This is a genomic window from Streptosporangium sp. NPDC051023 (assembly GCF_040689595.1).
Classification (GTDB): domain Bacteria; phylum Actinomycetota; class Actinomycetes; order Streptosporangiales; family Streptosporangiaceae; genus Streptosporangium.
The window spans coordinates 181,842-206,563 of sequence record NZ_JBFBCE010000005.1; the positions used below are offsets into that span (position 1 = coordinate 181,842).

Annotated in this window: 18 protein-coding genes and 2 pseudogenes; 11 read left to right on the forward strand and 9 right to left on the reverse strand. The window is 68.9% G+C overall.

Annotation, left to right across the window (positions count from 1 at the left end; genetic code table 11):
• Positions 1-414, forward strand: a pseudogene (locus AB0395_RS05415) (hypothetical protein); the annotation flags it as partial.
• Positions 411-1,106 (forward strand): SLATT domain-containing protein, encoded by a 696-nt coding sequence (locus tag AB0395_RS05420; protein WP_366277301.1) that lies wholly within the window; start codon positions 411-413, stop codon positions 1,104-1,106. The pseudogene AB0395_RS05415 and the gene AB0395_RS05420, both read left to right, overlap by 4 nt.
• 96 nt (positions 1,107-1,202) lie before the next feature.
• Here AB0395_RS05420 and add read toward each other — a convergent pair whose 3' ends face one another.
• A complete protein-coding gene (gene add, locus AB0395_RS05425; RefSeq protein ID WP_366277303.1) occupies positions 1,203-2,225 on the reverse strand; it encodes an adenosine deaminase in 1,023 nt (340 codons plus the stop codon).
• A gap of 232 nt (positions 2,226-2,457) precedes the next feature.
• Between add and AB0395_RS05430 the strand changes: the two are divergent.
• Positions 2,458-2,883, forward strand: a pseudogene (locus AB0395_RS05430) (Clp protease N-terminal domain-containing protein); the annotation flags it as partial.
• Between the two features lie 170 nt (positions 2,884-3,053).
• On the opposite strand, the gene AB0395_RS05435 reads toward AB0395_RS05430, so the two are convergent.
• On the reverse strand, positions 3,054-4,088 hold the full coding sequence (locus AB0395_RS05435; protein WP_366277305.1) for a GNAT family N-acetyltransferase: 1,035 nt from the start codon (positions 4,086-4,088) through the stop codon (positions 3,054-3,056).
• 166 nt (positions 4,089-4,254) lie between these two features.
• On the opposite strand from AB0395_RS05435, the gene AB0395_RS05440 reads away from it, so the two are divergent.
• Entirely contained in the window at positions 4,255-5,655 is a 1,401-nt protein-coding gene (locus AB0395_RS05440) for an FAD-binding oxidoreductase (protein ID WP_366277307.1), read from the forward strand.
• Positions 5,656-5,759: 104 nt separating this feature from the next.
• Entirely contained in the window at positions 5,760-7,373 is a 1,614-nt protein-coding gene (locus tag AB0395_RS05445) for an amidohydrolase (protein WP_366277308.1), read from the forward strand.
• Between the two features lie 197 nt (positions 7,374-7,570).
• Here the strand turns inward: AB0395_RS05445 and AB0395_RS05450 are convergent, their stop codons facing one another.
• The 3 genes from AB0395_RS05450 to AB0395_RS05460 form a co-directional block, all read right to left on the reverse strand.
• A complete protein-coding gene (locus AB0395_RS05450; RefSeq protein ID WP_366277309.1) occupies positions 7,571-8,170 on the reverse strand; it encodes a DUF4276 family protein in 600 nt (199 codons plus the stop codon).
• A complete protein-coding gene (locus AB0395_RS05455; RefSeq protein ID WP_366277310.1) occupies positions 8,167-9,405 on the reverse strand; it encodes an AAA family ATPase in 1,239 nt (412 codons plus the stop codon). Before AB0395_RS05455 ends, AB0395_RS05450 begins: the two co-directional genes overlap by 4 nt.
• Positions 9,406-9,507: 102 nt before the next feature.
• Entirely contained in the window at positions 9,508-11,502 is a 1,995-nt protein-coding gene (locus AB0395_RS05460) for an N-6 DNA methylase (RefSeq protein ID WP_366277312.1), read from the reverse strand.
• A 248-nt stretch (positions 11,503-11,750) separates the two neighbouring features.
• Here AB0395_RS05460 and AB0395_RS05465 point away from each other — a divergent pair, with 248 nt between their 5' ends.
• Both AB0395_RS05465 and AB0395_RS05470 read left to right on the forward strand, forming a co-directional pair.
• Entirely contained in the window at positions 11,751-14,225 is a 2,475-nt protein-coding gene (locus AB0395_RS05465; RefSeq protein WP_366277314.1) for a hypothetical protein, read from the forward strand.
• Positions 14,219-14,623 carry a hypothetical protein gene (locus tag AB0395_RS05470; protein WP_366277316.1) on the forward strand — a complete coding sequence of 135 codons (405 nt, stop codon included), beginning with the start codon at positions 14,219-14,221 and terminating at the stop codon, positions 14,621-14,623. Before AB0395_RS05465 ends, AB0395_RS05470 begins: the two co-directional genes overlap by 7 nt.
• Before the next feature lie 76 nt (positions 14,624-14,699).
• Here AB0395_RS05470 and AB0395_RS05475 read toward each other — a convergent pair whose 3' ends face one another.
• Positions 14,700-16,076 (reverse strand): helix-turn-helix transcriptional regulator, encoded by a 1,377-nt coding sequence (locus AB0395_RS05475; protein WP_366277317.1) that lies wholly within the window; start codon positions 16,074-16,076, stop codon positions 14,700-14,702.
• Positions 16,077-16,326: 250 nt separating this feature from the next.
• On the opposite strand from AB0395_RS05475, the gene AB0395_RS05480 reads away from it, so the two are divergent.
• Both AB0395_RS05480 and AB0395_RS05485 read left to right on the forward strand, forming a co-directional pair.
• Entirely contained in the window at positions 16,327-16,539 is a 213-nt protein-coding gene (locus AB0395_RS05480) for a hypothetical protein (protein WP_366277319.1), read from the forward strand.
• Positions 16,540-16,679: 140 nt separating this feature from the next.
• Positions 16,680-17,078, forward strand: a complete 399-nt coding sequence (locus AB0395_RS05485; RefSeq protein WP_366277320.1) for a transposase — start codon at positions 16,680-16,682, stop codon at positions 17,076-17,078.
• A 147-nt stretch (positions 17,079-17,225) separates the two neighbouring features.
• Here AB0395_RS05485 and AB0395_RS05490 read toward each other — a convergent pair whose 3' ends face one another.
• Positions 17,226-19,775 (reverse strand): collagenase, encoded by a 2,550-nt coding sequence (locus AB0395_RS05490; RefSeq protein ID WP_366277322.1) that lies wholly within the window; start codon positions 19,773-19,775, stop codon positions 17,226-17,228.
• Between the two features lie 291 nt (positions 19,776-20,066).
• Complete coding sequence (locus AB0395_RS05495; RefSeq protein ID WP_366277324.1) at positions 20,067-20,897, reverse strand: hypothetical protein; 831 nt, start codon at positions 20,895-20,897, stop codon at positions 20,067-20,069.
• Between the two features lie 274 nt (positions 20,898-21,171).
• Between AB0395_RS05495 and AB0395_RS05500 the strand changes: the two genes are divergently transcribed.
• Positions 21,172-22,128, forward strand: a complete 957-nt coding sequence (locus AB0395_RS05500) for a LysR family transcriptional regulator (RefSeq protein WP_366277326.1) — start codon at positions 21,172-21,174, stop codon at positions 22,126-22,128.
• A gap of 85 nt (positions 22,129-22,213) precedes the next feature.
• Here the strand turns inward: AB0395_RS05500 and AB0395_RS05505 are convergent, their stop codons facing one another.
• Positions 22,214-23,383 (reverse strand): UDP-N-acetylglucosamine--N-acetylmuramyl-(pentapeptide) pyrophosphoryl-undecaprenol N-acetylglucosamine transferase, encoded by a 1,170-nt coding sequence (locus tag AB0395_RS05505; RefSeq protein WP_366277328.1) that lies wholly within the window; start codon positions 23,381-23,383, stop codon positions 22,214-22,216.
• A 529-nt stretch (positions 23,384-23,912) separates the two neighbouring features.
• On the opposite strand from AB0395_RS05505, the gene AB0395_RS05510 reads away from it, so the two are divergent.
• Positions 23,913-24,590, forward strand: a complete 678-nt coding sequence (locus tag AB0395_RS05510; RefSeq protein WP_366277330.1) for a helix-turn-helix domain-containing protein — start codon at positions 23,913-23,915, stop codon at positions 24,588-24,590.
• Positions 24,591-24,722 lie beyond the last annotated feature (132 nt).

Consider the following 24,722-nt stretch of genomic DNA (forward strand, 5'->3'; position numbering starts at 1 on the left):
CACCTGGCCACCGGCGGAGACGACAGCGTCATCCGCGTCTGGAACACCGCCACCGGCACCCTCACCCACACCCTCGAAGACCGCATCGACTGGGTGTACTCGGTGGCCTGGAGCCCCGACGGCACCCACCTGGCCACCGGCGGGAACGACGGCACCGTGCGGATATGGGCCCCGTCCGCCGGCTCGTTCGTCTGCACTCTCCTCCCCCTGCCCGGCGGATCGGCCGCCTTCGGCCCCGACGGCCTGACCTACAAGTTCGAGGGCTCCCCCGCCGGGCGGTTCTGGTGGACGATCGGGCTGTGCACCTTCGCCCCCGGTGAGCTCGATCCGTACATCCCGGAGATCCGCCGCATCCCCTACGATTCCCCCCTGAGCGCGCTGGCCCCATCCCTCACAGGGCAGGTAGAGACATGACCACTCCCGACTCGCACCAGGCCCAGGGCGTGGCCGGTTCCCCCGCCTCCCCCGCACCCGCCCCTTCCCACCCCCGGTCCGCGGGACCCGAGGGAGAGCCGCCGGTGCGGGTGCACCGGGCCAAGGAGACCGATCTGGGGGTGCGGACGTTCCCGCTGGTCTCGGCGGAGGAGTGGCGGGCGCCCGAGGAGGTGCTGCGGCGGATGTACCTCGACGTCGAGGAGCGGGCGATCGAGGCCTACGGCTGGTACATGCGCGACAGGATCCGCAAGAAGACCGTCTCCCGGAGGCTGCGGGGCGCGGCGATCGTGCTGGCGGCGGCCGGGGGGTTGCAACCGCTGGCGAGCGCGGCCGGTTCGTGGGGCGGCATGGGATGGGGATACGTGCTGCTGGCCTCGGCCGGGGTGTGCGTGGCCTTCGACCACTTCCTCGGGCTCTCGTCCGGCTGGATGCGGGACATGGTGTCGGCGCACACGATCCGGCAGCGGCTGCACGAGTTCCAGCTCGACTGGGCCGGGCTCGGCGCCCGTGACGCGCTGGCCGGGCAGGAGACACCGGTCCAGGAGTATCTCGAGCTGGTCCGCGCGTTCATCGTCGACCTGTCGGAGATCGTGAACAACGAGACCACCGAATGGGCGACCGAGTTCAAGGAGGGGCTGAGCCAGTTCAGCCTGCCTTCAGGACCGAAGTGAACCGAAGCCGAGCCCGGGTACCCCCTGGGCGAGCCGTCCGCCCGCGAAGGGCCGCTCCCTGACGGCCACGGGGACGACGGTCACCGTACGGCCGGGTCAGGTGAGCGCGTCGATCTCGGCGAGGATGCGCTGCTTGCCCGGCAGGTCCAGGCAGGAGGCGTTGACGGCGTTGCGGGCCAGCGACGCCAGTCCCTCCCGATCGAGACCGAGAACCCCGGCCGCGACGCGGTACTCCTGGCTCAGGCTGGTGGCGAACATGGGTGGGTCGTCGCTGTTGAGGGTGACGAACAGGCCCTCCTTCAGCAGGCGCGGCAGGGGGTGGTCCTCGATCGCGGCGACCTGTCCGGTGCACACATTGGAGGTGGGGCAGACCTCGAGGGGGATCCGGGTCTCGCGGAGGTGGGCGACCAGGCGGGGATCGTCCAGGCAGGCGATGCCGTGGCCGATCCGCTCCGCGCCGTAGCCCTCAAGGGCCTCCCAGATGGTCTCGGGCCCGGTCATCTCCCCGGCGTGCGGGACGCTGCGCAGCCCGGCGGCGGTCGCGGCCCTGAAGGCGTCCCGGTAGGCGTCGCGATACTTCAGGCGCTCCTGCTCGATCCCGCCGATACCAAAACCTACCAAAGCCTTGGGAGGTTCCTCGAGCGCGTGGTCCAGGGTCACCCGGGCCGCCTCCTCGCCGTACTCACCCGCGATGTCGAAGATGTAGCCGATCTGGACCCCGTGCTCGTCGAGAGACCGTCCCGCGGCCAGGTCGAGCGCCTCGGTGACCGCCCGCATGGGCATGCCCGCGAGGTGGTGGCCGTACGGCGTGACCGTCAGCTCGACGTAGCGCGCGTTCTGCGCGGCGAGGTCCCGTGCCAGTCCCGTCACCAGGGTCGCCACGTCCTCGGGGTCGCGGACCAGGTTGTTGACCGCCAGGTAGACCTCGGCGAAGTGCGGAAAGTCACGGAATCGGTAGAAGTCTCGCAGTTCCTCCTCCGTGGCTGGCACGGGGCCGCCGGGGTGGCGGCGGGCGAGTTCGAGGACCGTGGGGACGGAGGCCGAGCCGATCAGGTGGACGTGGAGCTCGACCTTGGGCAGCGCGTCGATGAAGGCGTCGGTGAAGGCGTCGATCGTCATGCGGCGACCCTACGCACGCCGTACCGGCGGACGGTAGACAAAAAGCCTCAATCTAACAGATAAATGTAAGCTTTTCTGGAAGGCGAGGAGACAGAGGGCGTCAGGCCTGTCAGATTGACCACACCGGCCCTCGCGCGCCGACGGGATTCCTCGACGGCATAACCTCCCCTTTACCCGGCAATCAAGCGCATAGTGGGTTCAAGCACCTCGACACCCTCTTGCGGAGGCTTCCTTGTTCGAGCGCTTCACCGACCGCGCCCGCCGTGTCGTGGTCCTGGCCCAGGAAGAGGCACGGCGGCTCAGCCACAGCTCCATCGGCACCGAGCACCTCCTCCTCGGACTGGTCGGCGAGGAGGACGGCGTCGCGAGTCGCGCCCTGCGAAGCTTCGGCATCTACGGTGAGCAGATACGCGCCGAGGTCGAGGAGATCATCGGCCGGGGCGGCGAGGCGCCGATCGGTCACATCCCGTTCACCCCGCGCGCCAAGAAGGTGCTGGAGCTGTCCCTGCGGGAGGCGCTCAACCTGCACCACAGCTACATCGGCACCGAGCACGTACTGCTCGGCCTGATCCGGGAGGGCGAGGGGGTCGCGGCCCAGGTGCTCGTCAGCAAGGGCGTGCGCCTGGAGGCCGTACGGACTCAGGTGATCGGGCTGCTCGGACCGCCCGGCTTCGAGACCTCCCCGACGGGGGCCGAGGAGAGGCTCTCCATCGCTCTGTCGTTCTTCTCGAAGATAGAGCGCGTCCAGGAGAGCCTGGACCGGATCGAGCGCAGGCTGGACGCCCTGGGCGCGCCGCCCGATCCGGGCCCGCCGTCGCCCCCGGGCACCTAGGATCCGGGGGACGCCGTCGCCAGCATGCCGACGGCCAGCCTGGCCTCGACCATCCCGGGGTCCTCGGTGTGGCTCAGGGTCGCCCCCAGCGAGACCAGCAGCCTGCGCATGCGCAGGTTGTCGGACAGCAGGCTGGCCCTGACCTCGGCGAACCCCAGGTCACGGGCCGCGGTGACGATCAATCTGGCCAGCGCGGCGCCCAGCCCCATACCCTGCCAGCGATCCTCGACCAGGAAGGCCATCTCGGCGATGCCGGGGTCCGGGGTGAACATCAGGTTGGCCATGGCGATGACCTGCCCGTCGTGCCCGGCGACCAGCGAGTGGCCGCGGGTCCGGTCGCAGAGCCGCTCGAAGGCGCGGGGCGGCAGGGCGGGCATCGCGGTGAAGTAGCGGAAGCGGCGGGCCTCCGGCGAGCAGCGGTCGTGCAGGTCGCGGACCGCCTCGCGGTAGAGCCGGGTGAGCGGGCGGATCTGCGTCTCGGTGCCGTCGGACAGCTTGACGAGCCGGTCGCCGCCGGTCGGCTGGGGAGTGGGCTGGGCCAGCCGTACGAAGGAGGCGGCCCTGGCGGCCTCGGTCAGCGTGAAGGGCAGATCGGCCCTGCGCAGCCGGATGGAGCGGCGCGGTGCGACCGGAACGGTCAGCAGCGTCGGATCCGGAAGATCACTCATGTCAGAACCGTAGACCCAGCGGGCGTCCTCGGCGCGCAGCAACTCTCCCAGCAGCTCGGGGAGCCGCCAGGGCATCGCGCGCAGCCTGGAGGCGAGCAGAAGCGCACGGGTCGGCTCGTCGGTCAGCTCGTGGGCGGTGGCGGCGACGACCTGGACCTGACGGCCGCCCGCGGCCTCCAGCGCCTCGCGCACCGTCTCGGGCCCCGCGGGGATGTCCGCGACGAACTCGTCCACGGTGCCGTCGGTGTTCGACTGGACGCTCAGGCCCAGGATGTTGCCGCCCTTTTCCGCGAGTGCGGTGGCCAGCGAGGCCAGCCGTCCTGGACGCTCGTCGACCGTAGTGCGAATCCTCAGAAACCCCATCAGACCACTCCCTCTGTCAGGCACAGCCTGGCGCACCCCTGTTACGGGACTGCTACACGAGAGTGAGACCACCGTTACATCATGAAATATCGCCCATGACGCTTTTGTACAACGGTTTCCGTCGGAAGGTTCGCAATAATTGACGGATATAGCAGTATGTGTGGCCATGAGCACGCGTGTTCCCCTCTCCGAGACCTTCGTCAACGGAGACGTCTCCTTCTGGTACCGCTCCCTCGGCCTCCCCGCCGTCGGCGACCCTCTAGGCGGCGACCGCGACGCCGACGTGGCGATCGTCGGCGCGGGCTACACCGGCCTGTGGACCGCCTACTACCTGAAGAAGGCGGACCCGGGGCTGCGGGTGGTCGTGCTGGAGAAGGAGTTCGCCGGTTACGGCGCGTCGGGACGCAACGGCGGCTGGCTGGTCGGCGAGCTGGCGGGCACCCCGGAGCGCTACGCCAGGACGCACGGCGTGGACGCGGCCAAGCGGCTGCAACGGGTGATGTTCGAGGCGATCGACGAGGTCGTGACGGTCGCCGGGGACGAGGGGATCGACGCCGACATCGTCAAGGGCGGTGTCACCACGGTCGCGACCAACGCCGCCCAGGACCGGCGGCTACGCGAGCTGCTCGCGCACGAACGGCACTGGGGCTGGACGGAGCAGGACGTCAGGCTGCTCGACCCGGCCGAGCGGGAGAGCCGTCTGCGGGTCGACGGAGCGGTCAGCGCGATCTGGAGCCCGCACTGCGCCCGGATCCAGCCGGCCAAGCTGGCCCGTGGCCTGGCGCGGGCCGTACGGGACCTCGGAGTCGAGATCTTCGAGCGAACTCCGGTCACCGAGATCGCCCCGCGCGAGGCCCGCACGCCGTACGGCACCGTCCGCGCCGAACACGTCATCAGGGCGACCGAGGGATTCACCGCCGAGCTGCGGCAGTACCACCGGGCGTGGCTGCCGATGAACAGCTCGATGATCGTCACCGAGCCACTGGGCGGCCTGTGGGACGAGATCGGCTGGGAGGGCTGCGAGCTGCTCGGCGACATGGCGCACTACTACATGTACGCCCAGCGCACCGCGGACGGCCGGATCGCGTTCGGCGGGCGCGGCAGGCCCTACCTGTACGGCTCGCGCGTCGACGACAGGGGCCGCACCCACAAGTGGACGATCGAGGCGCTGTGGGAACTGCTGACCGGCATGTTCCCCGCGGTCAGGGCCTCCAGGGTCGCGCACGCCTGGTCCGGCGTGCTCGGCGTGCCCCGCGACTGGTGCGCGAGCGTGCACGTCGACCACGCGACCGGCGTCGGCTGGGCGGGCGGCTACACCGGGCACGGGGTGACGAGCGCGAACCTGGCGGGCCGTACGCTGCGCGACCTGATCCTGCGCCGGGACACGGAGCTGGCCTCGCTGCCCTGGGTCGGCCGCAGGGTGCGAGGCTGGGAGGTGGAGCCGCTGAGGTGGGTCGGGGTGCACGCCATGTACGACCTGTACCGCCGCGCGGACGCCAGGGAGAGGGCGGGCCTGGGCCGTACCTCGGTTCTGGCCCGGGTCGCCGACTCCATCACCGGACGCTGAACCATGCCTATCACCGGACTGCCGAACCGTACCCTTCACCCCATTCCGAGGAGAGCCATGATCCACCTGTCCTACCCCTCCACCCGCGCATCGGTGGAGGTCGGGTGAGCGACATCCTGTTCCGCGGCGGCCGGGCGTTCCTGGCCGCGGGCGCCTTCGCCGAGGCGGTGCTGGTCCGCGAAGGCCGGATCGCCGCCGTCGGCCAGGAAACCGAGGTCGCACGGCAGGCCGCCCCCGGTCACGAGACCGTGGACCTCGGCGGCGGCCTGCTGATCCCCGGCATCACCGACTCCCACATGCATCCGGTGCAGGCCGGTCTCGAACGCGCGAAGTGCGACCTGTCCCAGATCTTCGGCCTGCCGGAGTATCTGGAACGGATCATCGCCTACGCAGAGTCCCACCCGGCCCACGAGTGGATCGACGGCGGCGGCTGGGACATGGCGGCCTTCCCCGGCGGCCTGCCGCACCGCTCACAGCTCGACTTCCTCGACCGGCCCGCCTATCTCATCCAGCGTGACCACCACGCGGCCTGGGTCAACAGCGCCGCCCTGAGGCGCGCGGGCATCACCCGCGACACCCCCGACCCCGCGGACGGCCGCATCGAACGCGACCCGGACGGCACACCGAGCGGCGTGCTGCACGAGGGCGCGATGGACCTGGTCGGCCTGCTCACCCCGCGCCCCACCGAGCGGGACCTGACCGACGCCCTGCTCGACGCTCAGAACCATCTGTTCTCCCTGGGCGTCACCGGCTGGCAGGACGCCATCGTCGGTTCCTACGCGGGCTCCGACGACCAGCTTCCCACCTACGTCTCGGCGGCGGCCTCGGGAAGGCTGAAGGCCAGGGTCGTCGGCGCGCTGTGGTGGGACCGCACACGCGGCGCCGAACAGATCCCCGAGCTGGTCGAGCGCCGTAAGTCGGCCGAGGGCCTGGAGCGGTTCCACGCCACCTCGGTGAAGATCATGCAGGACGGCATCGCCGAGAACTTCACCGCCGCGGTGATCGAGCCCTACTGCCGCTGCGGCGGCACCGGCCTGTCGTACGTCGACCCGGCGCTGCTGAAGGGGTACGTCACCGAGCTGGACCGGCATGGCTTCCAGGTGCACTTCCACGCGATCGGGGAGCGCGCGGTGCGGGAGGCGCTCGACAGCTTCGAGGGGACCGACCCGGCCAACCGGCACCACATCGCGCATCTGCAGATCATCGAGCCGTCCGACGTGCCGCGCTTCGCCGCCCTCGGGGTGAGCGCCAACCTGCAGCCGCTGTGGGCGACCCACCAGCCCCAGATGGACGAGCTGACGATCCCGTTCCTGGGCGAGGAGCGCGCCGCCTGGCAGTACCCCTTCGCCGACCTGCTGCGGGCGGGCACCCGCTTCTGCGCGGGCAGCGACTGGCCGGTCTCGACCGCCGACCCCTTCCAGGGCATGCACGTGGCCGTCAACCGCACGGAGCCGGGCGGCTCGGCCCACGCGGACTATCCCACCGCCCAGACCCCGTTCCTGCCGGGCCAGCGCCTGGACCTGGCGACCGTCCTGACCGCCTACACGGCGGGCTCGGCCTGGATCAACCACGACGCGGAGGCCGGGACCATCGCCCCCGGCAACCGCGCCGACCTGGTCGTCCTCGACCGCGACCCGTTCACCGAACCCACCGCCGACATCTGGCGGACCAAGGTGGCGACGACCTTCGCCGGCGGTGAGGAGGTCTACCACCGCTGATCTCCCGGACAGCCGCCCCCTGATGTGCCCGCACGTCAGGGGGCGGCTGTTCCTCGTACTCATCGAGCCGGGCGAGATATTTGCTGACTTTGGCCCCTGGCGCTGATTTCTCTCCGAGAATGACGGCGCGTCCGGCGGACTTCTCCAAATGCGTACGGCGGGTCAGGGTGAGCCGGTTGGCTCGGCGTGGGTCCTGCTCATGAGCCACCTCGCATCAGGCGTTCCACGTCACGCCAGAACTTGTCGAAGGAGGGCGCATTCTTGCGTGCCTGCACCATATCGAAGGCGCCGGCCAAGGCCGCCTGGTCGGCCGTGGGCCGATAGGAGGTACCGTCGGCCTTCCGCGCAGAGAGCCACCCTTTGGCGTCACGCGGCCCTTCCGGGTCGGCGGGCGGCTCCAGTGGATCCGCCAGTCCCCTGCGACCCGCGAGCGACGGGGCCGCGGCAAGGAACCACGCCTCGAACTCCCGGTTGGCCAGAACCGTCGAGATCTCCTTGTCACCGCGTTCCCGCCGGGCGCGCCGCAAGAGCTCGGGCCCCATCGCCGCGGGGCAGTCATCGTCGGCGTCGATCAGCAGCAGGATTCCACCTTGGCCATCGACGTGGTAGGAGGCCTGGAGCACAGCGTTCTCGACGCCGCCAGGGCTGACCAGTTTGGACCGGGGGACACGGCGCGGCGTCGGGATCCGTACGTCCCAGACCGACAACTCATTCGCGATCCTGCGCAGAAGCACCGGGAGTGCGGCGACCTCACCCTCTCCCTCGACGATCGCGGCGATAGTGACCGCTCCGGTCATTTCATCCCTTCGGGGGGTAGTTTCACATCGGGCTGGGCCTTGGGCAGCAGTTGGCCGCCCCGCATCAGCTCGCCGACGGTGGCCCGCCGGTCCTCGACGATGCGGCGGCTCACGTCGTCGATCTCCCCGATCGTCGTGAGCCCGTCCGTCATGGTCACGACGCGGACGAACGCCGGGTCGAAATCGTCGCGGTCGAGCAGGTCGGCGCTCTGGGTGGTTACCACTGTCTGGACACGCTCACTCGCCTCACTCAGCGCGTCGAACAGCGCTCCCGCGGCGGCGGGGTGCAGGGACGTCTCGGGTTCCTCGATGCCCAGGAGAGTCGTCTCACCTTCGAGTACGGCGGGCTGGAACAGGGCGGCCAGCAGCCCGGCCGCGCGCAGTGTCCCCTCGGACATGGAGTCAGGGCCGAAAGCCAACTCCTGGTCTCCGTTCCGCGCACGAAGCTCAATGGTCGAGTAGTTGTCCAGAACGCGTTCTTCCACCCCCGCCGCCCCTGGGACGATCGCCCGTATGTAGTCGTCGACACGCGCTTTGAAAACCGGATGATCACGGGCGAGAATTCCGAGAAGCGATCCTAGATTCTGCCCGGAAGGGCCCAAATCTGCTTGCTGTGTCCGAGGCTCGATCTGTCTCATCCGCTCGACGTCCACATGATAGAAGAGCATGTCACTGAGGCCTGCGTACAGTTCCGCGAATTCATCACGGATGGCAGCCAGCGGCAGGAAAAGCCGATCTCGTTCGATGCCGCCCCGACCATCGGGGGCGCCGACGATAAGACCGGCCACCACTTCGAACCCGGATGTCAGCGGCCTGGATTGCCGCCGGATTTTCGAAAATCCCGATTCGTCCTCCGCGTCACGGAAAACACACCACTCTCTCCGCACCACGAAAGCACGACGCCCGGAAGCGTCGCGAGCGATGGTGAAGCCGTACTCAGCGAATATCGGATCACCGTCCGACTCCACGGTGAGATCCAGGTGGACACTGAACTCATCGGCGCCTTCCGGCACGCGCCGAAGCACCTCGTTCAGTCCTCCACGCGTCTCCAGGGCACGGGCAGGCGTCGTATCCAGAGCCTCTTTCACGAAACGTAGCGCGTCGAGAAAGTTACTCTTGCCCGCAGCGTTCGGCCCCAGCAGGACCAGGAGCGGCGTGAAGGTGACATCACACGACTCAATACTTTTATAGTTCTTCAATCGCATTCGCCGCAGAAACGGCAGAGTTCGATCCATCACACCTCACTCTCCATCGTTACATGGACCTGTCCGATGACAGCAGCCATGACGAACGCTCCCCAGATCCCGACCACCGGTCTGCTGTGCCCCTCCGCCACGTCACTCGCCTTCCGGATGTGAATCAACAGGGTCGAACAGTCCGGTCGTCAAACCGTCGTGCGCGAGCCGTACGACATCATCGCCGACAACCGCCACCTGCCGAAGCAGCTCGGCGAACTCGGCCAGCCTTCGGAACGTGGCGCCGTACCTGCGCTGTTCGTCGAGAGACAGCCGTGGGATCCGCGCGCGACGCACGTCGTACCGGAAGCCTCCGGTCGCGGTGACGGCCTGGCGCAGGTTCCCCGGGCCGCGCAGGAATCCGGCCACGAAGTAGGGGTCGAGCATCTCCGGGTCACAGCGGATCAGGTGCCGGTCGGGGGTCGGCCCGTCCAACCCATGGTCGTGCGCATCCCGGAGGACCAGCGGAGGTTCGGTGGGATCCAGCACGGAGACGAGGATGTCCCCGCGTCGCAGATCCACCTGGGTCCGAGGAATCTCCCGGTTGAGGACGACGTGCAAAGCCCCGCTCCGGGCCAGCTCGGCCACGGTCACCGTTGGCCAGTTCGCGGTGGGGAACGTCCTCGGCAGCCGTTCCGGGATGGCGCGAAAGAGGACCGAGAGCATCGAGGGCAGCTCCGTGGCGGACGTCGCGTAGGCCTCCGCCAGGTCGTCCTCGGGGCGCCGTACGTAGCGGGAGGGGGTGAGGTCGACGTCGTCGTCCAGCAGTTCCACGACGGGAACGTCTGCCGTCACCCCTGGCTCGTCGGCGAAGTGGTGCCAGAACTCGCCCTCGATCGTCCGCAGGCGTTCCCGGCTGAACCGGGACCCGTCGACCATGTGGACGCTTCTCGCCGGTGCCAGCGCGCCGGCGATCTCCCCCTCTTCGTCGATCCGGCCCACGCTGGGCCGTGCGAGGATCCACAGGTGCAAGCCGAGGGAGTGGACGGCGGCCAGCCCCGGTGGCAGCGCCACCACCTGGCGCAGAGCACCCCGCCTGAGCATCTCACCGCGGATCCTTCGGCCCGAGCGACGGGAGGCGGCGGCGATCGGCATCACCACGATGGCGGTCCCGCCGGGCCGCAGGTGAGCGTAGCAGTGCTCCACCCACGCGAGCTCGGACTCCGCGCGGGGCGGCAACCCGAACTCCCAGCGGGGGTCGTGACCAAGGTCCTCGTGTCCCCAGTTCCTGTCTCCGGTGGGCGGGTCGCAGACGATCAGCTTGGCGCCGCGCTCGCTCCCGGGAGAGCAGGGAAACCCGTCGTCACGCAGCGAGTCCCCCTGCTTGACGATCTCTTCACCGGCTCCGCACCACTGGAGCCGGTACCAGGCGATCCTGGCCAGGGCGGGATCGCGTTCCTGACCGTATCCGGTGCCCCCCGTGCCCTGTTTCTTGCCGAGGGCGCGCAGCAGTGTCCCGGAGCCGCAGGCCGGATCGAGAACGGCTCCGTCGACCACGGGCGGCGCCAGAGAGGCGATCAACGCCGCGAGCTCCAGCGAGGTCACCGCGACGGTGCGAGCGGTCGAGTCGACGTAACGGCTGTGCAGCTCCTCGAAGAGCCTCCTTGAGGGCTCGTCCGCCATGAGTCGCCACGGGGTGAGCTGCTCGGGCGCGAGCCCGTCCGGGAACGGCACGCCGCCGGGGATCCGCTTCGTGGTGACGAATTCGGCCAGTGCCCCGGGCAGCCGGTCGGCGAGCGAGACATCGGACAGCGAAGCCATCGAACGCCACATGCCGTCACTTTCTGCGAAGCAGAGGAAGGCCGCCACGTCGGCGAGGACGTCCACCACGCGCCGTTCCTCCGCCTGAAGGCGAAGCTCCTGCCAGACCCGGTCCTCAACGGGGACGGACTGGAGCTTGCCGTTGGCCGTCAGCCACCTCTCGACCTCGGCGAGGGCGAACAGGGGCTTGGCTTCGCTGCCTCCTACCGGAGCCGGGAAGTCGGAATGTCTGCGACGCCAGTTGCTGACCGCCGCGCGCTCCACATCGGCCAGTCGAGCGATCTCAGCGGCGGTGACCGTGGCCACGCCCGCCATGTCCGACCTCCCCCCAGCCATTGACTAAAACATAGCTGACCAGGGGTGTTGACGTCGATCCAACGAAATCATGTTGTTAGCGGCGCTCACTATGCTTCATTATTGTGGTGCCACAGTCACAGAGGGAACTGCCACCTCACTGTTGATTTCCCCTCGCACACGGTACTCGCGCCACGGCCACCCCGGCCGCCACTTACCCGTCTTCAGGGTGGTTCAGCCGATTCCGCACCACGGCTTCAGCCCGTGGGCCCTTCCCCCGGGAGGCCAACATGTCCCGATGGTTCAAATGTGATCTTCAGGTGGCCACCCCCGCGTGGAACTTCAAGCTGCCCGCTGGCTGGAAAGGTGACCTAAACCATCCCGACCCGGGCAAACGGGCCGAGCACCGCAGGCACTTCGCCGACACGTACATGACTGCCCTCCGAAAACACGGAATCGACGTAATCGCGCTCGCCGACCACCACACCGCCGAATGGCTGGAGGAGATGAGGACCGCGGGCGCGCGAGCGGGGGTCACCGTCTTCCCCGGCGTGGAGGTCACGACGGGTAGCGGCTCCGACGGTGTGCATCTCCTGCTCATCGGCGACCTCGACAAGACCGAACGCGACATCGACGTCCTGCTGGCGAGCGTCTGCGGTTTCGACGACGACTACCCGAGATTCGTTCCGAACACCGATAACCCGCCCATCCCCGCGCCTGCCCCTCGAAGCATCCAGGACATCCTCCGGCGGCTGCCGCCAGGGTGGATCGCGATCGCACCGCACGCCCTCGGCGACAACGGCATCGCCTCCATGAAAACGATCAAGGGCACCCCGCGCTGGCAAGCCCTTCATGATGACAGGCTCTCCGCAATCGACATCGGCACCCCCGCCGATTGTGAGAACTCCAAGGCGTCCAAGGAATCCAAGTCCTGGAATCAACGCTTCCGCGCCCGGCAACTGGACGACTTCCCGTGCCTGGAGCGGCTCGCCTTCGTCAGCACCTCGGACGCCTACAGTCTGGAGGGGCTTGGCAGCCGATTCACCTGGATCCGGATGGCCGAGCCGACTCTCGAAGGCCTGCGTCAGGCGTTCCTGGACTTTGACGCCCGCATCATCTGCGACTGGGACGAACGCCTCGGCAAGTATCCCGAGCGCGATCCGAACCAGGTGACCCACGCCTGGGTCGAGTCAATTCTGCTCAACGGGAAGCTCGGCAACTCCGCCATCCCGCTAGCCTTAAAGTTCGCACCGGGGCTCAATGTGATCATCGGTGGCCGCGGCTCGGGCAAGTCGACCGTGGTGTCCGCGCTTCGTCGCGTCTACGGCGACACCGAAGGACTGCCCGAGAAGATCAAGGCAGATCTGGACGACTTCAACGAGCGGGTCCTGGGCGAGGCACTGCTCTCCGCTGAGCATCATCTCCCGGTCTCCGGAGAGCGTCAGGTCGCGACCTGGGCGGCGGGGGGAGGCAGGCACACCACCCGGAGCACAGGCACGATCCGTACGAGCTTCCCGCTGCGTGTGTTCAGCCAGAAGGAGCTGTATGAGCGCGTCGCGCCAGACTCCAACGACCCCTTCACGGCCTCACGACACCTGCTCAGCCTCATCGACGAGGCACTCGACGCCTCGGACGAGGCTCAGCGGGCCGATTTCCCAACCGAACGGTCCAAGATCGAGAACACCTGCCAGGCCCTCGTCGCCCACCGGCTCCTGATCGAGGCAAAGCTCGGACAGCGAGACGAGCTTCAGGCCCGTGAGGCGGAACTCGGCCGCCAGATCGCCCGCCTTGAGAATCCGGCCACGAGGGACCGGCAGCGGAAAAACGAAGCCGTCCTGAGCGAGCACAAGAAACTTGAGGGTTACGCCACCCAGGTCACCCGGTCCATCGCCGAACTGCGACGTGCCGTCGATCGTTTGCCGCCGGTCACCGAGGTGGAAAACGTCGGCCCCGCAGCGCACCACCAGGCGCTGGCGAGCATCGAGACAATCCTTCGCCGGAACATCCTCTCGTCGCTGTCACACGCCGAAGCCCAGGTACAGGACGCCCAGGCTGCGCGGCGGAGCGGAGATTGGGCCGATCAGGTGCAGCAGGCCCGCGCGGACAACGAGGCTTACCAGGCAGAACTCGTCAGCCTCGGTGTAGATCCCGAGCAATATCTTGCGCTGCGGGAAGAGCTCGCCATGACACGTACCCGTTTGAGTGACCTGGTAGACCGGGCGAGAGAGCTGATCGAGCTTCAGGAAAACGAGCGTGAATCATGGCAGGCGTTGGCCCTCGTCCACACCCTCCGTGCTCAGCGGCGGCGGCATTTGGTCGAGGAGGTCAAAAAGCGAAGCCAGACTCTGCGTTTCGAGGTGAGGTCTCACTCCGACTGGACCGGATGGGCACGTGCCGTACGACGGGTCCTGAACCTACGCAGCGACGGTTACCCCGAAGAGGTCCGCACGCTGGCCCGCTGGCTGTGGAGCGGCACCACCGACACCCTGGAGGATCGCCTGGAGTGCTGGAGAGTTGCTCTCATCACCAACTCCTATGTCGAGCTGAGTGCCAGGATCGGCCAGAGCGGCGAGGACCGGGGACGACCTGCCTGGTGGAAGAAGCTGACCGGTATCGATCAGGCCGTCCGCCTCCGGCTCGCCACACTGATGGCCGACGACACCGTCGACATGCGGTTCCTGAAGAACGGTGGCAACCCGAAGCGAGACGAGGACTGCAGAACGTCCGGCACGGCTCGCCCGGCCAGCGCACCGCGGCCATGCTGAGCTTCGTCCTCCACCAGGGAACCGAGCCATTGGTACTCGATCAGCCGGAAGACGATCTGGACACGACGCTGATCTCCGAGCTGATCGTCACCGAGCTTCGCAGAAGCAGGTGGGAGCGGCAACTCATCGTGGTCACCCACAATGCGAACATTCCTGTGCTCGGCGACGCGGACCGGGTCATCGTCCTGGAAAGCGTCGACGACAGCATCAGGATCAAGAGCAGCGAAAGGCTCCACGTGGGCCCGATCGACGTACCGGAAGTACGGATGGACATTCAGGACGTCATGGAAGGCGGCGTCAAGGCGTTCGTCAAGCGTGGCATGAAGTATGACAATGAGGTCAGCTCCTACCGCCGTGATGTCGCCCGGATGAAACCCGTTCCGAGTTCGTCATCCTGACAGTGCAGGTTCGGCAGGGCGCTCCCGCTCCAGCGGAGCGCCCTCGAACTTCTGGACGTGCTCCCTGCCCACAGGATCAGGAGGCGAGCTCTCCGTCCAAGTAGGCGCGAAACTCCCTGACCTGGATGCTGGTTCCGTACGGCTCCAGCTTGGCGGAGAACGTCCTGAGGCGGTCGACCGAGCGGGCTGAGGTGAGCGACCTGGCCATCGGGATCGCGGCCCGCGCCGCGTCGACGGCCTGTTCCATCTCCCCCATGCCAAGGTAGGCCTCGGCGGCGTTCACTCGATTGAGCTGGGCCGATCGAGGCCGCTTCGTCGTGAACTCACGCACCGCCAACTCCGCGCAGTCGGCCGCTCTCCGGTGATCGCCTAGCAGCTTCCAGCACATGCCCATCTCTGCGGTCAGCTCTGGAGCGTCGTACCAGGCGATCCAGGCCGGATCGCGATCAGTGGCGCCCTGGGCATATGTCCGCTCGGCTTCGACGAGCAGCCGTTCGACCCGCTTGGAGCTGTGCGCGTCACCGGTCTCCGCCGGTTTCGCCTGCAAAGCCGTCGCCCACGCCTCCATAACCAGCAACAGGGACATGGCGCGGGGTGGCGCCTGCACCTGACGGGCGGTTTCCACGGCAGCGCGGGCGAGCCACACCGCCTGGGCGGGCTGCTCCAGATGAATCGCCTGATCCGTCAGGCTTGTCATCACCCAGGCACCCGTCAGCGGGTCGTTCCCGGTCTTCGCCAAGGTGAGCGCCTGTCCGAAGTAGTGCTGTGCCTGACCGTGACGCTCCAGATCGAAGGCGGTCCAGCCCGCCAACTGGGCCATCCCCGCCGCAGCCGTCATCAGCTCGGCCCCGACCTTGTCGTCATAGCGTCCGCGCAGCAGCGGGGCGACGGCGGTGTTGAGGTAGTCGACCACGGCCGGGCGCACCAGCCCCGCCCCGAACTGGCGGTCCATCTGCCCGAACGCCTGCCGGGCCTCGACGATCCGCCGGACGTCGGTGAGCCCGACGGCCGCACCCGACCCGTGGTAGGCCGCCGATGTCTCCGAAGCGCCGTAGCTCCACGCCGACAGCCAGCTCCCGAAGGCCCCCGGCACGAACGGCAGCGCGGCCAGCAGGTGGCGCCGGTCCGGATCCACGTCACACCTCCACAGTCGCTCGGCCGTCTTGACCGTAACCGCGAGCGAGAGGTCGCTGAAGTCCGGAAGCAGCCAGGCTTGGGTGTCGACGGGGGCTCTCCCCTCTACCCACCGCTCGACCTCGGCCGGGTCGACCCCGAACACCTCGGCCATCCGCGCCCGGTAGACCGGGCGGATCTCCTGCCGTCCCCGCTCCCACCGGCTCCACGTCGTCGGCGACACCCACAGCGCCTCCGCCATGGCGTTCTGGCTCAACCCCATCCGCTTGCGGGCGCGCACCAGCTCAGGCCGTCCCTCGCCACGCACCGTGCCATCCATGATCACCTCCGTCACACGTCGTTTCCTGACGACAACCGATTGTCACCGGACATGTCTCACGACTCCACCCACCAGGGGAAACGACCGGGAAACGACCACCGGGCACGACGCCCCACACGACGGCCGACGCGGGTCGCTCTCCCCCGGCGCCCCTCTCGGCGAACGGCTACGCCCCTCTCCGGACCTCGCCGCCACTCGCCCGATCGCGTCTTCTGTCGACCACAATCACCGACAGCGATGGAGTGAGCACATGCAGCCATCCCCTCGTGGCCCCGCGAACCCGTTCGGCGTCCACGCGGAGCGCCTGGACGGCTCCGCCCACAGGACAGGCGTCCCGGGGAAGGCGCGGGACGACGTCCACATGCTGGTCAGGCTCCTGCGGCCCGGTTCGGTCTCCCGCCTGACCTGCCCGCCCCCGCTCAACCCCGGCCGCCACTCGGTTCACCTCCTGCTGGAGTCGTGAGACCGCGAGACCACTCGGGACTCCGTCCTGAACTCGGCGCCCGGGCCCGGGCGAGCCGGTGAGGTGACGACACGCCGTCCCGCCAGGCCAGGGCTGTGATGAGTGGATCTCCGGGCGTGGATGGTGTACATCATGTGGACGTGGACAACCGGTTGAAGCGTCACGATCTGACCGAGGACGAGTGGGTACGGCTGGCGCCGTTGTTACCCGCCGATCCCCGGCGGGGGCATCGGTGGGCCGATCACCGGGCGACCATCAACGGGGTGTTCTTCCGGACCAGGGCCGACTGCTCGTGGCGTGCCGTGCCGGAGGTCTACGGCAGGTGGAAGACCGTCTACAACCGCCATCGGCGCTGGTCGACGGACGGCACCTGGGAGACGATCCTTGAGGCGCTGCTGGCGGGCCACGACGGGGCCGAGAAGTGTGCCCAGGCCGTCGGCCCGACGGCCACGGAGGCCTGCGGACGTCCCGCGGGCGCCCGGCACACCAGACCCCAGGACATCCGGCCGGGAAAGATGTTCGAGGTCGCGAACTGGTGACCGGCGACCGCGAGGAACGCGGGAACGCCGGGACCGGACGATGGTCCGGCCCCGGCGGACGGTGACCTGCGCGCGGCAGGTCCGTGCCGGATCGGCGGGGTGGGCGGCGCCCGGCCCTCGCGGGTCAGCGCCGGGCCCGTCGGCGGATCAGTACTGGACCGTGACCGACGCCCCGGAGAAGGCCTGGTTCGCGTGGAGGCTGATGTAGACGTATCCGGCCGGGGGGTTGGCGACGGTCAGGGTCTCGGCGTTGCCCGAGCCCGTCGAGCGCCGGGTGTAGGCCGAGGTGGTGGCCCAGGTGGTGGTGCCGTAGTAGAGGTCGGCGTTCCCGGTGCCGCCGGACGAGGTGATGGTCAGTGTCCTGGTGCCCGCGGGCACGTAGAGGTAGAAGTAGGCGTAGTTGCCCGAGGTCGCCGACAGGTTGCTCCGCCGGCAGTTCCTGTCGAGCTGCCGGGTGTCGGCCCCCGTGCACTCGGGGGTCGATGAGCCCCCGGTCGACACCGCGACCTGTTGCGTGCTCGTCGCGGTCGCGCCCGCGTCGTCCGTGACGGTCAGCCTCACCGTGTAGGTGCCGTCCGCGCCGTAGGTGTGGGAGGGGTTGGCCAAGGTCGAGGACGTGCCGTCACCGAAGTTCCACTGGCGGGACGCGATCGTCCCGTCGGGGTCGGCCGAGGTGTCGGTGAAGGTCACGGCGAGACCGTTGGCGGCGAAGGTGAAGGCGGCGCTCGGCGCCTGGTTGCCGCCGCCCCCGCCCGAGCAGGCCCCCGAGGCACAGGCCGCGAGCCAGGTCTGCCAGTCACCGTCGTAGCGACTGCCGACCGTGCCGGTCAGGAAGGTGCGGGCGGCGTTCCAGTTACCGGTCCTGTAGTGGCCGAGGACGGTGGTGACGTCGGCCGGGTGCTTTTCGAACATGTACCGGACGGCCAGGTAGCCCCAGCGGTAGATGCGGATCGTGTCGTGCGAGTAGGTGGTGTTCCACAGCGTGCTGAGCGCGTAGGTGCGCTTGGCCGCCTCGGTGACGGCGGCGTCGTAGACGACCTTGCGGTAGGAGTAGGAGACGTATTCGGCGAAGCCCTCGATCCACCAGATGGTCGGGGTGGTGACCCCGGCTCCGAAGTCGCCGTACATGTCGTAGCGGCCGTCGAGGTAGTGGGTGTACTCGTGGTTGAGGTTCCAGATCTCGAACGCGGGCCGTACCCACTCGGCCTCGTAGGCGATGAACCTCGGCTGGTTGCCTGCCGCGGCCGGGTCGCCCTCCAGGTACATGCCGCCGTTGTTGGTGTCGATGCCGAACATCGCACCCGCGTAGGTCTGGTAGTCGGTGCTGGAGTCGAAGACGCAGACCTCGATGGTGGTGTTGTTGTCGCCGGAGACCGGCCGGTTGCCGTCCTTGACGAGGTTGTGGAAGTAGGCGTCCTGGTTGAGGAGGCTCCGGCAGCTGTCGGCGAGCTGGGCCGCCGTCATCTCCTGGGCGCGGATCCTGATGCCGGCGCTGCAGGTGTGGTTGACGGTCAGGACGCCGGCGGCGAGACGCTGCTGGAGGTCGCAGGTGTCGTAGTAGGAGCAGTTGGCCTTGTCGTATGAATCGGTCATCTCAGCCACTCCGACCCACAGCGGGGCGGTCGTGCCGGTCATGCCGCTGCGGGTGAGCAGGTTCCTGGCCAGCGGCCGTACCCGGGTCAGCAGCGCGGAGTGCTGGAGGAAGCGGGCGAGCTCCCGGCCCGCGTTCGAGGTCAGGTAGCTACGGTCGGTGCCGAGCAGGCCGAGGTGGTTCACCGCGAAGGAGTTGAGGGTGTCGAGCACGCTCGGGTCGGTCTGGACCGCGCTGACGAACGCCGGGACCTGGTGTCCGCGGAAGAGCACCGTGTAGACGTTGTTGACCGCGTTGAGCATCCACCAGGAGGCGTCGTAGGAGCTGTTGTAGTTCGTGAGCATCCGCTTGACGACGCCGAGGTAGCGGTCGTTCTCCTCTGCGCTGTCGATCAGGGTGATCGCCTCGGCGAGGACCTCGCCGTTGGCGTCGCTGACCGTGAAGGCGCGGGAGCCGCCGAAGAAGGCGTCCAGACCGCTCTGGATCGCGGTCTTCAGCGCGCTGCCGTAGGTGCCGACGCCTGCCGAGTCGTACCAGTGCACGTAGTAGCCCGCGCGCAGGTACAGCACCAGCTGGGCGGTACCCGTGGTGTTGTCGCCAGGATAGGACGCGGCGTTGTCACGCAGCGCGTAGGCGACGGTGGCCATCTGGGACTCGCGGAAGGCGTAGTAGGCGTCGCCTCCGCTCAGGCTGAACAGCGTGTTGACGCAGTCGGTCGTCGAGGCCTTGATCTGCTGGACGAGGGCGCTTCCCGAGCGGCTGGTGAAGTCGCTCGCGCTGCACGCCGCCGCTGCCGCCCTGGCCGCCGGGGTGTTCCGCATGGAGGGCTTCGGGTGCTCGGCCGCGGTCGCGGGCTCGTCGTAGTCGTGACGCAGCGCGTCCTTCGACGCCGCGGCGGGGGGACGGTCCCTGGTCGGCAGCGGGGCCTTCTGGACGTGCCCCGCCTCGTCGGCGGTTGAGTACGCGCTGACCGGCGGGGGCTTCGGAGCGGCGTGCGCCGGGGTGGCGGCCACCAGGCTCTGGAGGGTGAGCCCCAGGCCGAGGGCGAGAGCGAGCAGCGCCGACAGGCGCCCGCGCGGCTCGCGCCGGGACGGTTCGATCGTCATGTACAACCTCCGGGGGGATCCATGGGACGGACTGAGGTTGGGATGCCGGAACGGCCGGGGGCCGTCCGGGCTCTGGGGTCCGCGGCCTGTCCCGCCGAACGGCGGGGGCCGTGCTCCTCGGGGGTCTCACCTGAAAGGAGCGGAGGGACCTTCTGCCGGAAGTCTGGGGGCGTGACCGGGCCCACGCTCATAAGGCGGTGCATAATTCTTGGCTATGGATCAGCCCTGCCGAACCACCACGAACCCATGAAAAAAGAGGCGACCGCTACCGGTCGCCTCGGGGCGTGCGGGTCAGTGACGGAGGCCGGGGAACGGCAGCGTGCCCGGCGACTCCTCGCAGTGGCGGACGATCTGCTCGACGACCTCGATCTCGTCGAACGGCGGATGACGCGTGATCCCCTGCCCCGGCAGGCGGTAGGAGAGCGACTCCTCTCTAACCCAGATGTGCACTCCGGTGCGCGCGCGAACCACGGCCGTCCGCGGGCCCGCGGACACGTGGGGCCGTAGCCCGCGGACGGTCAGCAGCGCGTTGATCCGCTCCGCCGAGCGCAGGTGGGAGGCCGGCTCCTGCCGTACCGGGACGGCATGGCCGCAGTCATCGGGAAGCGGCACGGTGAAGAACACCGTCTTGCCCGGCGTGGGCCTGACGCCGAGCCTGCAGCGCGTCGCGTGGACTCCCCAGCGCCCGCCGTAATCGCCGATCAGGGCGTCCACCACCTCCAGTCCCCGGCCGCCGGAGGCGTCCCACGGCGGGCGGCTCAGCGGCCCTCGGGGGAATCCCCCGACGATGGGGTCGAACACCTTGATCACGACCTCGGGGCGGGTCCTGCGGCTCAGGTACGCCCAGATCTCCAAGCTGCCCGACGATGCGGACGCGGCCCGTGTCCACGGCGTCCGGCAGGCGTGCAGAAGCGCGTTCGTGGCCAGTTCCGAGGCGACGACCGCGGCGTCGTAGGTCAGATCCCAGGGCATGCCGAACTCGCCCAGCACGGCTCGCACGACAGACCGGGCGACCTTCGCCCCCCTGCCGTCCGGTGGCAGCGGCCAGGCGGGAAAGCCGCCTACGGCCAAGGGGACGGGATAGACGGGATGTTCGTCGATCGTCGGAGTCACTTCAGGCATGGTCGCCACCTTCGGCCGGGCTCCCGGGAGGACGTCGGCCTGACGCCGGTGAACGGGCCGGAAGCGGAGGCGGACGGCCTCACCCGGCGGTCAGGAGCACATCGCGGTCCCTCACGCACGTGTCGCGAATTCGTCGACGGCCAGGCCGGATCACGCCCGTGTAGTCCCGGGCATTCCTTTACGGGGATTTCAGAGAATTTTCAGAGGGAGAGGTATTGGCAGTTTGCCAACAAGACCCGGCCGAAGGTCATTACTTATCGCATAATCCTTGGCTATGGACCTCGACACCAGGCATCTTCGTATGATCTGCGCGATAGCCGAGACGGGCAGCGTCACACGTGCCGCGGCCAGGATGGGGCTGTCACAGCCCGCCATCACCAACCAGTTGCATCGGGTCGAGAGCCTCGTCGGCGGGTCCCTGTTCGTCCGCAGCCGTTCCGGAGTCGAGCCGACCCCGCTTGGCCGTCAGGTCATCGCCCGCGCCAGGATCGTCCTGTCCGAGATCGACGCGCTCTTCGGCGACATGCGCGGTCCTTCCGATCCCACCGGAGTCCTGCGCCTGGGGTGTGTGCACCTGGCCTGTGTGGCGAGCATCGTCAGCCGGGTGGGTGAGGTGCTGCCCGGGCGTGAGATCTCGCTGCGCATCGAGCCCTCGACGGTGCTGCTGGCCGAGGCGCTCACACACGGCCACCTGGACGCGGCGCTGCTGGGCGTCATCGAGGGCTTCGACGTCACCCTGACGGCGCCTGTCGTCAGCCGTACCCTGGTCCCCCGGTACCCGATATTCATCGCGCTGTCGGCGTCCCATCCTCTGGCCGATCACGAGGAGGTCGACCTGGCCGACCTGAGGGACGAGGCCTGGATCAGCCCGCCGGGCGCCGACGACGGCTCACTCGCCGCGCTGCGGGCCTCGTGCCGTACGGCGGGCTTCGAGCCACGGGTGCTCTACGACGCCCCGAGCGGAGCGGCCCGGCCACTGGTCGCGGACGGGCACGGGGTACGCCTGGTCGACCCGACCTGGCCTCCCGCCCCGGGCACCGTCGTGCGCCCCCTCGCCGGGGAGCCCCAGGTCGCGCGGCTCGTCATGGCCTGGCGCAGGGACCGGCTGAGCGCCGAAGGCGCGACGTCCCTCTACCGCGGCCTGGCGGCCGCCTTCTCCGACCACGTGGACGGCAACCCGGCCTTCAGTCGCTGGTGGGACACGCATCCCGAGGTCCACCCGCTGCCCTGACCGTCCGGCGCCGTCTCCCCCTGCCGCCGTCTCCTCCGGCCGCCGTCGCGCCCGTCAAGGTGCCGCCGGTGAGGTAGCCCGCCGGTCACCCGGCGGGGACGACGTCCGCCTCCTGCAGAACGAGGCGCGCGAGGGCGTCCGCGGCGTCGAGCCGCCCGAGGGACCTGGCCGCCTTGGCCATGGTGACGCGGGCCTGCGGGTCGGCGAGCAGCGCGTCGAGTTCGGCGAGGAGCTGTTCCGGGCTCGGGCCGGTCTCGAGGAGTGCCCTGGCGGCTCCCGCCTCGACGAGATAACGGGCGTTCTGGCGCTGCTCGTCGCCCGCCGACGGGATCAGGGGGATCAGGACGGACGGCTTGCCGACGGCGGTCAGCTCGGCGATGATGCCCGCGCCGCTGCGGGAGACGACGATGTCGGCAGCGGCGAGCACGTGGGCCAGCTCCTCTCCGACGTAGGGAACCGGCTGGTAGCGTCCGGCCAGCTCGGGGGGAAGAGCGGCGGCGGTCTGGGTGAGCTGGTCGATCCAGCCGGGACCACACTGGTGGAGCACCTGCGCCCGGGTGAGCAGCGACGGCAGGATCGCCTCGACCATGGTGTTGATCTGACGGCTTCCTTGGGCGCCACCGGTCACGTAGACGAGGGGCAGCTCGGGTGAGAGGCGGAAGTGCCAGCGGCCCGACGGGGCGTTGCCGTTCAGCAGATGGGGGCGGACGGGGTTCCCGGTGACCACTGCCCGCTCCCGGGCCGAGGCGGGCAGGTGCTCGACGGAGGACGGGTGGGTGAGTGCGATCCGGGTGGCGAAACGCGCCAGGATGCGGTTGGCGAGGCCGAGCGCGGTGATCTGCTCGTGCATCACCAACGGACGGCCGAGCAGCCTGGAGGCGAGCCCCAGCGGCACGCACACGTATCCGCCGGTCGACAGCACCACGTCGGGGCGGTAACGGGCAGCGATGCCGAAGGCCTGCAGGATGCCGACGGGGATGCGGAACATGTCGGCGAGGTTGGTGAGCAGCTCGCGGGGGTTGGGTGAGCGCCGGAGCTTGCCCGCCTTGATCGCCCGGAACGGAATGTCGTGCTCGGCCGCGATACGGGCCTCGAGACCGCTCGCCGTACCCACCCAGAGCACGTCGAGGTCGAGCCCGTGAGCGGCGGCCTGCTCGCGAACGGCCGCGACGGTGGTCAACGCGGGGTAGGTGTGACCGCCGGTCCCGCCTCCGGTGACGAGCATCCGCAGGGGGCGACGGTTTCCGGCGTTCATGTGTGCGTGTCCTTCCAGCGTTGCGATCATCCGTGTCCTGGGCCGTGCCGACGTGTCCGGCGGCCTCGCGCACGCTACCCGGAGTCCCGACGAAGATCCAATCTCACCGAGGGTACGGCCGCCGCCCACCACCCTGGGACGGCGGCGGGTCACGACCTCTCGTCGCGCGCGTGACGAGAGGACCTCCGGCCCTCACCTCGTTCGCCGGGAGACACCGGAGTTTCCGGGAGACACCGGAAACGATATTCGGCTTCACCGGCACACAGCAGCCTATCCTCCCGTTTCCCCCGCGACTCCACCCCTGTTCTCGCTGCTGTTCTCGTCGTCGGCGCATCCGCCACGGGTGGGCGGCGCCCGCCAACGGGCGATGGAATGGAGATCATCCCGAAAGTGACCACACGCCCGGGAGCGGACATGTATACGATCATGAATATGAAGATGGACATGAACCTGAAGATGGAAACGGGGGCGGTATCCGGAACCGCCTCCGAAAACCGAGAGATCTAGAATGGAGCTGTCGGGGGACAAAGTGAAGCTTTCAACAGAGAAACACTCAGGAGAGAGAAAGGAATTACCACTTGTCGGAAGCCCGCCACGGGAAAGGGCAGACGCCGCGGAGAACCGGCGAAAGATCCTCTCGGCCGCCTGGCGCATCGCGGCCGCCGGTGGCGTGGAGAGCATGTCGATGGACGAGGTGGCGAGCGCGGCGGGTGTCGGGGTCGGCACCGTCTACCGGCGGTTCGGAGACCGGGCCGGGCTCGCGTACGCGCTGATCGACGAGCGGGAGCGCGCCCTGCAGGCCGCATTCCTGCACGGGCCACCGCCACTCGGGCCAGGAGCGGCCCCCCTCGAGCGCATCGCCGCCTTCCTTGCGGCACTGGTCGACCGCACCGAGGAGCAGTCGGACCTGCTGTTCTTCGCGGAGAGCAGCTCACCGGAGGCGCGCTACGCCGGAGGCGCCTACGCCGCCTACCACCTGCACCTGGTCACACTGCTCCTGCGCCTTCGCCCTGACGCCGACGCGCACTACCTGGCGGACGCCCTGCTCGCCCCGCTGGCCGCACCCCTCTACCTGCGTCAGCGCAGAACACTCGGCATGGACGTCGAACGAGTCAAGGCGGGACTGGACGCGCTGGTGCGTAACCTCGGGCGAATGGACCCCGCCACCATAGACCCCTGGGAAACGGAATCCTCTCCGCTCAGCTGAGCGGAAATCTCCGTTTTCATAATCATCGAGACGGCACGCCGAAGGGCCCCCGTGGACGTTTCCACGGGGGTCCGGGTCGACCAGGCGGACAAAGGTCTGGGTGAGGGTTGACTTGCCGGAACCGGTCGGGCC